General features: G+C 65.6%; 9 protein-coding genes. 5 read left to right on the top strand and 4 right to left on the bottom strand.

From position 1 onward, the window contains the following. Positions 1–53 precede the first annotated feature (53 nt). Positions 54–2,648 (bottom strand): Fe/S-dependent 2-methylisocitrate dehydratase AcnD, encoded by a 2,595-nt coding sequence (acnD, locus tag ASD55_RS07190; RefSeq protein ID WP_056764795.1) that lies wholly within the window; start codon positions 2,646–2,648, stop codon positions 54–56. A gap of 394 nt (positions 2,649–3,042) precedes the next feature. On the opposite strand from acnD, the gene ASD55_RS07185 reads away from it, so the two are divergent. Next, positions 3,043–3,732: a TerC family protein gene (locus ASD55_RS07185; protein ID WP_056764793.1), complete on the top strand. Its 690-nt coding sequence runs from the start codon at positions 3,043–3,045 to the stop codon at positions 3,730–3,732. A 99-nt stretch (positions 3,733–3,831) separates the two neighbouring features. On the opposite strand, the gene prpC is transcribed toward ASD55_RS07185, so the two are convergent. Beyond that, positions 3,832–4,977: a 2-methylcitrate synthase gene (gene prpC, locus ASD55_RS07180; RefSeq protein ID WP_056764792.1), complete on the bottom strand. Its 1,146-nt coding sequence runs from the start codon at positions 4,975–4,977 to the stop codon at positions 3,832–3,834. 52 nt (positions 4,978–5,029) lie between these two features. After that, positions 5,030–5,914 carry a methylisocitrate lyase gene (gene prpB, locus ASD55_RS07175; protein WP_056764790.1) on the bottom strand — a complete coding sequence of 295 codons (885 nt, stop codon included), beginning with the start codon at positions 5,912–5,914 and terminating at the stop codon, positions 5,030–5,032. Between the two features lie 162 nt (positions 5,915–6,076). Between prpB and ASD55_RS07170 the strand changes: the two genes are divergently transcribed. From ASD55_RS07170 to ahpF, 3 genes are all read left to right on the top strand, one after another. Then, on the top strand, positions 6,077–7,390 hold the full coding sequence (locus tag ASD55_RS07170) for a dicarboxylate/amino acid:cation symporter (protein WP_082542683.1): 1,314 nt from the start codon (positions 6,077–6,079) through the stop codon (positions 7,388–7,390). A 172-nt stretch (positions 7,391–7,562) separates the two neighbouring features. Continuing rightward, positions 7,563–8,126, top strand: coding sequence for an alkyl hydroperoxide reductase subunit C (gene ahpC, locus ASD55_RS07165; RefSeq protein WP_056717598.1), 564 nt, complete (start codon positions 7,563–7,565; stop codon positions 8,124–8,126). 181 nt (positions 8,127–8,307) lie between these two features. Further along, entirely contained in the window at positions 8,308–9,906 is a 1,599-nt protein-coding gene (gene ahpF / locus ASD55_RS07160) for an alkyl hydroperoxide reductase subunit F (protein ID WP_056764789.1), read from the top strand. Between the two features lie 81 nt (positions 9,907–9,987). Here ahpF and prpE read toward each other — a convergent pair whose 3' ends face one another. After that, positions 9,988–11,883: a propionate--CoA ligase gene (prpE, locus tag ASD55_RS07155; RefSeq protein WP_056764787.1), complete on the bottom strand. Its 1,896-nt coding sequence runs from the start codon at positions 11,881–11,883 to the stop codon at positions 9,988–9,990. 159 nt (positions 11,884–12,042) lie between these two features. On the opposite strand from prpE, the gene ASD55_RS07150 reads away from it, so the two are divergent. Beyond that, positions 12,043–13,071 (top strand): MerR family transcriptional regulator, encoded by a 1,029-nt coding sequence (locus ASD55_RS07150; protein ID WP_056764785.1) that lies wholly within the window; start codon positions 12,043–12,045, stop codon positions 13,069–13,071. The last annotated feature ends 18 nt before the right edge of the window (positions 13,072–13,089 follow it).

Genomic DNA, 13,089 nt, shown 5'->3' with positions numbered 1-13,089 from the left:
ACCGCCAACCGCATGGCGATGCCTCGTGGCATCACCCGCGGAACAACGCGCGGTCAGGCCGCCTGCGAAGCCTCGATGAAGTCCTGCGCGAAGCGTTGCAGCACACCGCCCGCTTCGTAGATCAGCACTTCCTCGGCGGTGTCCAGGCGGCAGATCACCGGCACTTCGACGCGTTCACCATGCTTGCGGTGGATGACCAGAACCAGCTCCGCCAAGGGGCTGCGTCCGCCGACGACGTCAAAGGTTTCGGTGCCATCGATGCCCAGCGTCATGCGGCTGGTGCCCGGCTTGAATTCCAGTGGCAGCACTCCCATGCCGATCAGGTTGGTGCGATGGATCCGCTCGAAGCCTTCAGCCGCGATCGCCTCCACGCCCGCCAGGCGCACGCCCTTCGCCGCCCAGTCACGCGACGAGCCCTGACCGTAGTCGGCGCCGGCGATGATGATCAGCGGCTGCTTGCGCTCCATGTAGGTTTCGATCGCCTCCCACATGCGCATGACCTTGCCTTCCGGCTCCACGCGGGCCAGCGAACCCTTCTTCACTTCGCCATCGACCACCGCCATTTCATTCATCAGCGTGGGATTGGCGAAAGTGGCGCGCTGCGCGGTCAGGTGGTCGCCGCGATGGGTCGCGTACGAATTGAAGTCCTCTTCCGGCAGGCCCATCTTTGCAAGGTATTCGCCCGCGGCGCTGTTACGCATGATCGCGTTCGACGGCGACAGGTGGTCGGTGGTGATATTGTCGCCAAGCACCGCCAGCGGACGCATGCCAGTGAGCGTGCGCTCACCCGCAAGGGCGCCCTCCCAGTACGGTGGGCAACGAATGTAAGTGCTCTGCGGGCGCCAGTCGTACAACGGCGCGGCGCGGGTGCCGGCGTGGCCGGTGCGCGCGAACATCGGCTCGTAGACCTTGCGGAACTGCTCCGGCTTCACGCTGGAGGAGACGATCGCGTCGATCTCTTCATCCGTGGGCCAGATGTCTTTCAGCGTCACCGGCTGGCCGTTGGCGTCCAGACCGAGCACGTCCTTCTCTATATCGAAACGGATGGTGCCGGCGATGGCGTACGCGACCACCAGCGGCGGCGAAGCCAGGAAGGCCTGCTTGGCATACGGGTGGATGCGACCATCGAAGTTGCGGTTGCCCGACAGCACGGCCGTCGCGTAAAGATCGCGATCGATGATCTCCTGCTGGATCGCCGGATCGAGCGCGCCGGACATGCCGTTGCAGGTGGTGCACGCGAACGCGACGATGCCGAAGCCGAGCTTCTCCAGCTCGGGCAGCAGGTTCGCCTCTTCCAGATACAACTGCACCGCCTTGGAACCCGGTGCCAGCGAGCTCTTCACCCAGGGCTTGCGCGTGAGTCCGCGCGCATTGGCGTTGCGCGCCAGCAGCGCAGCCGCGATCACGTTGCGCGGGTTGCTGGTGTTGGTGCAGCTGGTGATGGCGGCAATGATCACCGCGCCATCGGGCATCTGGCCCGGTTGTTCTTCCCACTCGGCAGCGATGCCGCGCGCGGCGAGATCCGATGTCGGCAGGCGCTTGTGCGGGTTGGACGGGCCAGCCATGTTGCGCACCACGGAGGACAGGTCGAACGTCAGCGTGCGCTCGTACTGCGCATGCAGCAGCGTGTCGGCCCACAGGCCCGCAGCCCTGGCGTAGGTTTCCACCAGCCGGACCTGCTCGTCGCTGCGGCCGGTGAGGCGCAGGTAGTCGAGGGTCTGCCCGTCGATGAAGAACATCGCGGCGGTGGCACCGTACTCGGGCGCCATGTTGGAGATCGTCGCGCGATCGCCCAGGGTAAGGCTGGCGGCGCCTTCACCGCGGAATTCCAGGTACGCGCCAACCACCTTCTGCTTGCGCAGGAATTCGGTGAGCTCAAGCACGATATCGGTAGCGGTTATGCCGGGCCGGCGCTTGCCGGTGAGCTCCACGCCCACGATGTCGGGCAGGCGCATCCACGAGGCACGGCCAAGCATCACGCTCTCGGCTTCCAGGCCGCCGACACCGACGGCGATCACGCCCAGCGCGTCCACGTGCGGCGTGTGGCTGTCGGTGCCCACACAGGTGTCCGGATAAGCCACGCCGTCCTGCACCTGCACCACCGGCGACATCTTCTCCAGGTTGATCTGGTGCATGATGCCGTTGCCTGGCGGAATCACGTCGACGTTCTCGAACGCCTGCTTGGTCCAGTCGATGAAGTGGAAGCGGTCTTCGTTGCGGCGATCCTCGATCGCGCGGTTCTTCGTGAACGCGTCCGGGTCGAAGCCGCCGCACTCCACCGCCAGCGAGTGATCGACGATCAACTGCACCGGCACCACCGGATTCACCTTGGCCGGGTCGCCGCCGCGTTCGGCAATCGCGTCGCGCAGACCGGCCAGGTCCACCAGCGCCGTCTGGCCCAGGATGTCATGGCACACCACACGCGCCGGGAACCACGGAAAATCACGCTCGCGCTTGCGCTCGATGATCTGCTTCAGCGACTCGACGAGAATCGCCGGATCGCAACGACGCACCAGGTTCTCGGCGAACACGCGCGAGGTATAGGGCAGCGCGTCATAGGCGCCCGGCTGGATCGCCTCCACGGCGGCGCGCGCATCGAAATAGTCCAGCGACGTGCCGGAAAGGGATTGGCGATAGACAGTATTCATGAATGCTGGGGAACCCTGGAGATAAATACCCGGTTGAACGCAGGTCGATGCGTTGTCTGCGCTCCCGCCCGACAACTGCTGTTCATGGCAAACCGGTCATGGGGGCAAAGCGGGAGAACTGCATCGTTGGACGACTGATTGTAGCGGGAGCAGGCATTTTCCTTAAGGGCCTGGCTTGACTGGTGTGCGCGACGGCATCGACAATGCTTGGACACCTTCCCAAAAGGGAGTAGTTCCCGCGGCAGGCTTTGTCCCGCCCCGGTGCGACGATCGTCAACACGAGCGAGGTCTCGCTCCGGTCGTCCAGCAGTTGCCTGCGAACGAGACTTTTGCGGTGGTCACGGGCCGCGCGCGTCCGTGGCCATTGCATTGTCCGACGCGCAAGGAAACCTCGATGGATTTCGTTGCTCCCGATTTTCTCTCCGGCCTGTTGGCCATCATCCTGCTCGACCTCGTGCTGGCCGGCGACAATGCCATCGTCATTGCGATGGCCGCCAGCCGGTTGCCGAAGGAGCTGCAGAAGAAGGCGATTTTCTGGGGCACGTTCGGCGCCATCGCGATCCGCTTCGTACTGACCGCCGTGGTCGTTTATCTGCTGAAGCTTCCCGGGCTGATGCTGGTCGGCGGTCTGCTGTTGCTGCCGATCGCCTGGAAACTGCTGAACCACGGTGACGATCAGGGCCCGGACATCAAGTCGGGCAACACGTTCTGGGCTGCGCTGCGCACGATCATCGTCGCCGACGCGCTGATGGGCCTGGACAACGTGCTGGCCATTGCCGGCGCTTCCAAGGGCCACCTGCTGCTGGTGATCCTGGGGCTCCTGATCAGCGTGCCGCTGGTGGTCTGGGGCTCGACGATGATCCTGAAACTGATCGATCGCTACCCGATCATCATGTACATCGGCGCCGCGGCCATCGCGATCACCGCCGGCCGCATGATCACCCACGACCACCTGCTGAGCAGCTGGTTCGAGGCGCACGCATGGATGAAGTACGGCGTCGATGCGCTGGCCGTGATCGGCATCTGCGGCGGAGGCTGGCTGGTGCACAGGCGCAGGGAACAGGCCAGGTTGGCCAACCACTGAATCGAGGCCCCACCCGGAGCGGACTGAACCGGTCCCGTTCCGGGGACACTGGTCGACACGGCGAACCCGGGACCCCGCCCCGGATTCGCCGTCACGGGTTCAGCGCTTGTCGATCGCCACGTAGGCCTGGTCTTCCGGGCCGGTGTAGTTCGCGCTGGGGCGGATGATCTTGCCGTCCTGGCGCTGCTCGATCACGTGGGCGCTCCAGCCGGAAGTACGCGAGATCACGAACAGCGGGGTGAACATCGCGGTGGGCACGCCCATCATGTGGTACGCGCTGGCCGAGAACCAGTCGAGGTTGGGGAACATCTTCTTGACCTCGCCCATCACCTTCTCGATCCGCTCGGACACCTCGAACAGGGTCGGGTTGCCGCCGTCGGTGCACAGCTTGCGCGAGACTTCCTTGATGATCTCGTTGCGCGGATCGGAGACGGTGTAGACCGGGTGACCGAAGCCGATGATGATTTCCTTCTTCTCGACGCGGGCGCGGATGTCGGCCTCGGCATCGTTCGCATTGCGATAGCGCGCGATGATCTCCATCGCCACTTCATTGGCGCCGCCATGCTTTGGACCGCGCAGCGCGCCGATCGCGCCGGTGATCGCCGAATACATGTCCGAACCGGTACCGGCGATGACGCGGGCGGCAAAGGTGGAGGCGTTGAACTCGTGCTCGGCGTACAGCACCAGTGACTTGTCCAGCGCCTGCGCATGCAGGTCGCTGGGCTTCCTGCCGTGCAGCACATGCAGGAAATGCGCGGCGATCGAGTCGTCGTCGGTCTCGGTCTCGACGCGCTTGCCGTTGTGGCTGAAGTGGTACCAGTACAGCAGCATCGAACCGAAGCTGGCCATCAGGCGGTCGGCGATGTCGCGTGCGCCGGTGACGTTGTGGTCGTCCTTCTCCGGCAGCACGGTGCCCAGCACCGAACAACCGGTGCGCAGCACGTCCATCGGATGGGTCGAGGCCGGCAGCAGCTCCATCGCGGCCTTCACCGGCGCGGGCAAGCCGCGCAGACGCTTCAACTTGGCCTTGTAGTTCTGCAGTTCGGTCCAGTTCGGCAGCACGCCGTGCACCAGCAGGTAGGCCACTTCCTCGAAGCAGCCCTTGGCCGCCAGGTCATGGATGTCATAACCGCGGTAATGCAGGTCATTGCCGCTGCGACCGACCGTGCACAGCGCGGTGTTGCCGGCGGCGACGCCGGACAGGGCGACGGATTTCTTGGCCTTGGGCAGGACTTGTTCGCTCATCGGGTTCTCCAGGGTGCGGTTTTTTTGCTTGGCGTATGCGTTTGCGCGGGGATCAGCCCTGCTTCGAAAACAGCGAGTCGAGCTTGTCCTCATAGGCGTGGTAACCGAGGAAGTCGTACAGCTCCTCGCGCGTCTGCAAGGTGTCGATGATGTTCTTCTGGGTGCCTTCGCGGCGCACGGTTTCGTAGAAGTTGAGCGCCGCCTTGTTCATCGCGCGATAGGCACCGCAGCAGTACAGCGCGATGTCCACGCCGGCGTCGCGCAGTTCGTCGGTGGTGAAGAACGGGGTGGAACCGAACTCGGTGAGGTTGGCCAGGATCGGCACCTTCACCGCGGCCTTGAACTTGCGGTAATCCGCCAGCGTCTTCATCGCCTCGGGGAAGATCATGTCGGCACCGGCTTCGACATAGGCCACCGCGCGCTCGATCGCCGCGTCGATGCCTTCCACGGCCGCCGCGTCGGTGCGCGCCATGATCACGAAGCCCGCATCGGTGCGCGCATCCACTGCCGCCTTCACCCGGTCGACCATTTCGTCCTTCGGCACCACTTCCTTGCCGGGACGATGGCCACAACGCTTCTGGCCGACCTGATCCTCCATGTGCACCGCGGCCACACCCACGCGCTCGAACGAGCGGATCGTGCGGGCGATGTTGAACGCCCCGCCCCAGCCGGTATCGATGTCGACCAGCAGCGGCAGGCCGGTGGCGTCGACGATGCGGCGCGCGTCGGTGAGCACGTCTTCCATGGTGCTGATGCCGAGGTCCGGCATGCCCAGCGAATTGGCGGCCACGCCGCCGCCGGACAGGTACAGCGCCTTGTAGCCGACGCGCCTGGCCATCAGGCCGGCGTAGGCGGTGATCGCGCCCATCACCTGAAGTGGCTGTTCGGCGGCAACGGCCGAACGGAAACGTGTACCGGGGGATGCGGGCTGAGTCATGTCGCCTCCGTCAAAACGGGCATTTTAGCCCACCGGGGCATCCCGCCGGGATGGGACCTTCCGACACCCCTGCCATCGCCTCGAACGGAGGCTGGCGCCGGGCCGGCGGCGAGCCGCAATTTCCTGCGTGACGAATCCGCCGTCGCCCCGTACATTCAACCCATGAGCACATCGACTCCTCTCGCGAAACGCATCCTTTGGGGCCTGGTGATCGGCGTGGTGGCCGCCGTGGCCACCCTGGGCGTCGGCCAATTGCATCCGCCCACGCTGGCCTTCATGCAGAAGATCTCCTCGGCGGTGTTCGATCCGTTTGGCCAGATTTTCCTGCGCTTGCTGTTCTTCGTGGTGATCCCGCTGGTGTTCAGCTCGCTGGCCTCCGGCGTGGCCCAACTGGGCCGGCTGGACCGGCTGGGGCCGCTGGCCGGGCGCACCTTTGCGCTGTTCTTCGCCAACATGCTGATCGCCGTGGCGATCGGCCTGGTGATGATGAACACGGTACAGCCCGGCCATCATCTGGACGAGCAGGCGCGCACCCAGCTGATGCAGGAATACGGCAGCAGCGCGCAGAAGACGATCGACACCAAGGCCGCCCAGCCCAGCATGAGTTTCAGCACGCTGGTGGAGATGTTCATGCCGCGCAACCTGGTCGGCGCGGTGGCCGGCCCCAGCCGCAATGCGCTGGGCGACGTGTTGCCGCTGATCCTGTTCGCGATCCTGGTCGGCGCGGCGGCCACCCAGTTGCGCGAGAAGGAGCGCAAGCGGGTGCAGGTGGCGCTGGACACCATCACCGACCTGATGACGAAGATCGTGGGCTTCGCCCTGCAACTGGCGCCCTTCGCGGTACCGGCGATGATCTACAGCGTGATCGTCAAGGTCGGCGTGGACGTGCTGCTGGCGCTGTCGGTGTTCGTGGTCGGCTGCAGCGTCGCGCTGGCGCTGCACCTGTTCGGCACGATGTCGCTGTGGTTGCGTTTCCTGGCCAGGCGTTCGCCGCTGGCGTACTTCCGGCAGATCCGCGCCCTGCTGATCACCGCGTTTTCCACCAGTTCCAGCAACGCCTGCCTGCCCGCCTCGCTGGCGGTGGCGCATGACGAGCTGAAACTCAACCCCAGCACCGCCGGCTTCGTGCTGCCACTGGGCGCGACCATGAACATGAGCGGCACCGCCCTGTTCGAAGGCTGCGTGGTGCTGTTCGTGGCGCAGGCGTTCGGCGTGGAACTCAGCTTGAGCCATCAGGCCATCCTGATGCTGCTGTCGGTGCTGAGCGCGGTGGCCGTCGCCGGCATACCGGGCGGCTCGCTGCCGATGATCGCCGGCCTGCTGGCGACGTTCGGCATCCCGCCGGAAGGCATCGGCATCGTCATCGGGGTGGACCGCATCCTGGACATGATGCGCACCACGGTCAACGTGGGCAGCGACATCGTCACCGCCACGGTGGTGGACCAGCAATTGCGCGGGCGACTGGTCGCGCCCTGAGCGCCCCCGGCATGGCCGAAGTGCGGGCTTGAAGCAGGCCCGTCCGGTCACAGATCGGGACAGGACACCTGATAGCTCAGGCCAATCGTTGCGATGCCGATAATCAATTAGATTTATCGCGCCCACCCTCGTAGCATCGTCACCACTGTTCAACCACCACGGGAAAACCAAGATGTCCCTGATCAATACCGAAGTGAAACCGTTCAAGGCCGACGCACTGAAAGCCGGCAAATTCGTCCAGATCTCCGACGCCGACCTTAAGGGCAAGTGGTCCGTGGTGTTCTTCTACCCGGCCGACTTCACCTTCGTCTGCCCGACCGAGCTCGAGGACCTGGCCGACAACTACGCCGAGTTCCAGAAGCTGGGCGTGGAGATCTATTCGGTCTCGACCGACACCCATTTCGCGCACAAGGCCTGGCACGACACCTCGGACGCCGTGAAGAAGATCAACTACACCATGGTCGGCGATCCGACCGGCACGATCAGCCGCAACTTCGAGGTGATGATCGAGGAAGCCGGCCTGGCCGATCGCGGCACCTTCGTGATCGACCCGGCGGGCAAGATCCAGATCGTCGAGATCAATGCCGGTGGCATCGGCCGCGACGCGTCCGAACTGCTGCGCAAGGTCAAGGCTGCCCAGTACGTCGCCGCCCACCCGAACGAGGTCTGCCCGGCCAAGTGGAAGGAAGGCGAGAAGACCCTGGCGCCGTCGCTGGACCTGGTCGGCAAGATCTGATTCACCGCTGCATCGGAACCGGGCGCCGCGGCGCCCGGTTCCAACCCGCCTGGATGCTTGTGTCAGCGGCTTGCGCCCGGCACCGCTCCCCGCCCTGCCGCCCTCCCCTCCGGCGCAGGCTGCTGTCACAAGCCTCTTCCCTCCCCACGATCCCCACGCATCCATCACTGGAGTGGTAGCCATGCTCGACGAAACCCTCAAGACCCAGTTGCAGGCCTACCTGGAAAAGCTGGTGCAGCCGATCGAGCTGGTCGCCGCGCTGGACGACAGCGCCAAGTCGCAGGAACTGGACGAACTGCTGCGGCAGATTGCCGCGCTGTCCGACAAGATCAGCCTGCGCCGCGACGACAGCGAGGCGCGCAAGCCGTCGTTCGCGATCAACCGCGTCGGCACCGACGTCGGCGTGCGTTTCGCCGGTCTGCCGATGGGTCATGAATTCACCTCGCTGGTGCTGGCCCTGCTGCAAGTGGGTGGCCATCCGTCGAAGGCGGCCGCCGATACGATCGAGCAGGTTCGCAACCTTGATGGCGACTTCAAGTTCGAGACGTATTTTTCGCTGTCCTGCCAGAACTGCCCCGACGTGGTGCAGGCGCTGAACCTGATGAGCGTGCTCAACCCGCGCATCCAGCACGTGGCGATCGACGGCGCGCTGTACCAGGACGAGGTGGAAAAGCGCCAGGTGATGTCGGTGCCCACCGTGTTCCTCAACGGCGAAGTGTTCGACCAGGGCCGCATGAGCCTGGAGCAGATCGTGGCCAGGCTCGACACCGGCTCCAGCGCCCGCGAAGCGGAGAAGATCAAGGCCAGGGACGCGTTCGACGTGCTCGTGGTCGGTGGTGGCCCGGCCGGCGCGGCGGCGGCGATCTATGCTGCGCGCAAGGGCATCCGCACCGGCGTGGCGGCCGAGCGTTTCGGCGGCCAGGTGCTGGACACCATGGCGATCGAGAACTTCATCTCGGTGCCCTATACCGAAGGCCCGAAGCTCGCCGCCGCGCTGGAGCAGCACGTGCACGAATACGACGTGGACGTGATGAACCTGCAGCGCGCCGAGAAGCTGGTGCCGGCCAGCGACGCCACCGGTGGCCTGGTTGAAATCGAACTGGCCAACGGCGCCACGCTGAAGTCGAAGACGGTGATCCTCTCGACCGGCGCCCGCTGGCGGCAGATGGGCGTGCCCGGCGAAGACGAATACCGCAACAAGGGTGTGGCCTACTGCCCGCACTGCGACGGTCCGCTGTTCAAGGGCAAGCGCGTGGCGGTGATCGGCGGCGGCAACTCCGGCGTCGAGGCGGCGATCGACCTGGCCGGTATCGTGGCCCACGTCACCCTGATCGAATTCGACGGCAAGCTGCGCGCCGACGAAGTCCTGCAGCGCAAGCTGCGCAGTCTGCCCAACGTCGACATCATCGTCAGCGCGTTGAGCACCGAGGTGCTGGGCGATGGCCAGCGGGTCAGCGCACTGGTCTATCGGAACCGCACCAGCGAGCAGATGCACACGCTGGCACTGGAAGGCATCTTCGTGCAGATCGGCCTGCTGCCGAACACCGAATGGCTGAAGGGCACGCTGGAACTGTCGCCGCGCGGCGAGATCGTGATCGACGAACGCGGCCAGACCTCCCTGCCCGGCGTGTTCGCCGCCGGCGACGCCACCACGGTGCCGTACAAGCAGATCGTGATCGCGATGGGTGCCGGCTCCACGGCAGCGCTGAGCGCCTTCGATCACCTGATCCGCAGCCCGCTGGTGGTCACGGAAGACCGCAAGGAAGCGGTCACCGCCTGATCGAATTGAACGGATCGAAGTGAACGGGATAACTTGTTGTCCCGTTCACCGCTTGGCCGGGCAGGCCGTGCCTGCCCGGCGTCAGCTGCCTTGATCGGGCCCGTGTTCCAGCGCGCGGCGAATGTCCTCCAGCGCCCCCGGATCATCCAGCGTGGACAGATCGCCCGGATCGCGCTGCTCCGCCAACGCCTGCAACGAGCGGCGCAACAGTTTGCCGGAACGGGTCTTCGGCAAGGCATTCACAACGTAGATGCGTGACGGTCTGGCCACGCCGCCAAGCTGGTCGACCACGCGCTGCTGCATGGCCTTCGCGACCTCGGCTGCACCATCGCCGGTATCCCGTTTCAACGTGGCGAACACGATCGGCACCTGCCCCTTCAACTCGTCCCTCACGCCGACCACGGCCGCCTCGGCCACCGCCGGATGGCTGGCCACTGATTCCTCGATCTCGCGCGTACCCAGGCGATGGCCGGCCACGTTGATCACGTCGTCGGTGCGGCCAAGCACGAACGTATAGCCGTCCTCATCGCGCACCGCCCAGTCCAGCGAGCTGTACAGCAGCTCCTTGAAGTGGCTGAAATAGCTGTACACGTAGCGGTCGTCGTCACGCCAGATGGTGCTGAGGCAGCCTGGTGGCAACGGCAGCTGCAACACCAGCACGCCCTTGGTGCCGTGGGGCACTTCCGCGCCGGTGTTCTCGTCGATCACCTTCATCCGGTAGCCCGGCGCCGGCAGGCCCGGCGAGCCGAATTTCACCGTCTTCAGATCCAGCCCGGGCATCAGGGTGATCGCTGGCCAACCGGTCTCGGTTTGCCAGTAGTTGTCGATCACCGGCACACCCAGCGCGCCGGTGATCCACTGTGCCGTCGGCTCGTCCAGCGGCTCGCCGGCGAGGAACAGCCACTTCAGCGTCGGCAGGTCGTACTTCTTCAGCCAGCTCTCGTCCTGCTTCTTCAGCACGCGGATCGCGGTGGGCGAGGAGAACATGGTGCGCACGTTGTAGCGCTCGCACAGCTGCCACCAGATGCCCGCATCGGGCCGCGTCGGCAGGCCCTCGTACAACAGGCTGGTGGCGCCACCGATCAACGGGCCGTAGACATTGTAGGAATGGCCCACCGTCCAGCCCACGTCGGAGGTGGAGAACATCACCTGCCCCGGCGCGATGTCGAACACGTGGCGGATCGACAAGGCCATCGCCACCGCATAACCACCGACGTCACGCTGCACACCCTTGGGCTTGCCGGTGGTGCCCGAGGTGTACAGCAGGTAGCTCGGCTCGTTCGATTCCAGCCAGGCCACCGGCACCTCCGCATCGGCGTGTTGCGCGTGCAGGCTGGCGTAATCCAGATCGCGTCCAGCCACCCGCGTCATCTGCGGATCCAGCCCGCGATCGATCAGCAGCACATGCGGCGGCGGTGCCGAGGCCTCGTTCAGCGCCGCATCGACCAGCGGCTTGTACGGAATCACCTTGCCCGCGCGCATGCCGGCATCGGCGGCAATCAGCAACTTCGGTTGCGCGTCGTCGATGCGCAACGCCAGGTTGTGCGCGGCAAACCCGCCGAACACCACCGAGTGGATCGCGCCGATCCGCGCGCAGGCCAGCATCGCGAACACCGCCTCGGCCATGTTCGGCAGGTAGATCACCACCCGGTCGCCCTTGCCCACGTCCAGCGACTGCAGCACCGAGGCGAACGTGTTCACCTCGCGATGCAGCTGGCGATAGGTGAACTCGCGAGTGATGTCGGTTTCGCTGGAAATCGCCACCAGCGCCAGCTGCTCCGCGCGCTCGGCCAGGTGGCGATCGACCGCGTTGTAGCAGAGGTTGGTCGTGCCACCCACGAACCAGCGCCGGAACGGCGGGTTCGACTGATCGAGGATCTGCCGCGGCGGCGTCTCCCAGTGAATCAGCCGCGCCTGCTCGGCCCAGAATCGCTCCGGCTCGTCGACCGACTGCCGGTAGAACTCCTCGTAGCACATGGGCGGACTCCAGGGTTTCGTTGCCGCCAGCCTAGACCAGCCCGGCAGCCGCATCATCGCGACAATGGTCGTAGCCGCTCATGGCCTTTCGCCACGCTTGACCCTCACGTAACGTGAGGCCCCAGTGTGCACGGCGCACACCGAAGGAGAAGGCAGGCCATGTTGTTGACCGTGGGCGAACTCGCCAGGCGCTGCGGACTGACCGTCCGCACGCTGCATCATTACGACACCATCGGACTGCTGACGCCCTCGGTGCGCTCCGCTGCCGGCTATCGACACTACGACCGGGCGAACATCGAACGCCTGCACCGTATCCAGGCCCTGCGTCAGCTGGGCCTGTCGCTGGCCGACATCGGCAAAGCCCTGTCCGGACCGCTGCAGCCATTGGCCGAGGTGGTCGACCAGCAGATCTCGCAGATCGACCGCGAACTCGCCGAAGGCACCCGCCTGCGCGAGCGCCTGGTGCATCTGCGCGCGCAGCTGGCGAACGGACAGCCCCCCGACCTGGCCGACTGGCTGGACACGCTGGAGCTGATGACGATGTACGAGAAGTATTTTTCACCCGAGGAACTGAAGACCCTGCCGCTGCACACCGACCCGGACGTGCTGACCGACTGGAGCGCCCTGGTCAGCGCCGTGCAATCGGCGATGGACCGCGGCGCCACGCCGGACGATCCCGACGCGCAGATCCTGGCGCAACAGTGGATGACGATGGTCGGCCGCGGCACCGGCGGCAATCCCGCCTTCCTGATGCGCCTGCATGCGATGAACGAGAACGAGCCCGGCCTGCGCGAACGCAGCGGCATCACCCGCGAGCTGGAGCAGTTCGTGGAGCAGTCGATGGTCGCGGGGCGGCTGGCGATCTTCGAGCGCTACCTCACGCCGCACGACATGCAGCGCATGCGCGAGCATTACGGCCGGCAGATGTACGCGTGGCCGCCACTGATCGCCGAACTGCGCCAGGCGATCGCCGACCATCTGCCCACCGACGATCCGCATGCGCGACAGCTGGCGACGCGCTGGATGGCATTGTTCCGCGCCTACGCCGGCGATGATCCGGCGACACACGCCCGCATCCGCGAGGCCTATGCCAGGGAACCGGACCTGCGCAGCGGCACCGCGGTGGACGACACGCTGCTGGATTACGTGCGGCAGGCATTTAAGGGCCTGGCGCACACTCCGCACTGACCGGCGCGCAAAAAAAAG

The sequence above is a fragment of the Rhodanobacter sp. Root561 genome (assembly GCF_001427365.1).
Classification (GTDB): domain Bacteria; phylum Pseudomonadota; class Gammaproteobacteria; order Xanthomonadales; family Rhodanobacteraceae; genus Rhodanobacter.
This window is presented reverse-complemented; position numbering and strand designations above follow the sequence as displayed.

Excerpts from the sequence above, each read along its gene's own strand:
- ASD55_RS07170 (WP_082542683.1), top strand. The coding sequence starts at position 6,077 with ATGAGCACATCGACTCCTCTCGCGAAACGCATCCTTTGGGGCCTGGTG.
- ASD55_RS07150 (WP_056764785.1), top strand. The coding sequence starts at position 12,043 with ATGTTGTTGACCGTGGGCGAACTCGCCAGGCGCTGCGGACTGACCGTC.
- prpB (WP_056764790.1), bottom strand. The coding sequence starts at position 5,914 with ATGACTCAGCCCGCATCCCCCGGTACACGTTTCCGTTCGGCCGTTGCC.
- acnD (WP_056764795.1), bottom strand. The coding sequence starts at position 2,648 with ATGAATACTGTCTATCGCCAATCCCTTTCCGGCACGTCGCTGGACTAT.
- ahpC (WP_056717598.1), top strand. The coding sequence starts at position 7,563 with ATGTCCCTGATCAATACCGAAGTGAAACCGTTCAAGGCCGACGCACTG.
- prpE (WP_056764787.1), bottom strand. The coding sequence starts at position 11,883 with ATGTGCTACGAGGAGTTCTACCGGCAGTCGGTCGACGAGCCGGAGCGA.
- ahpF (WP_056764789.1), top strand. The coding sequence starts at position 8,308 with ATGCTCGACGAAACCCTCAAGACCCAGTTGCAGGCCTACCTGGAAAAG.
- ASD55_RS07185 (WP_056764793.1), top strand. The coding sequence starts at position 3,043 with ATGGATTTCGTTGCTCCCGATTTTCTCTCCGGCCTGTTGGCCATCATC.
- prpC (WP_056764792.1), bottom strand. The coding sequence starts at position 4,977 with ATGAGCGAACAAGTCCTGCCCAAGGCCAAGAAATCCGTCGCCCTGTCC.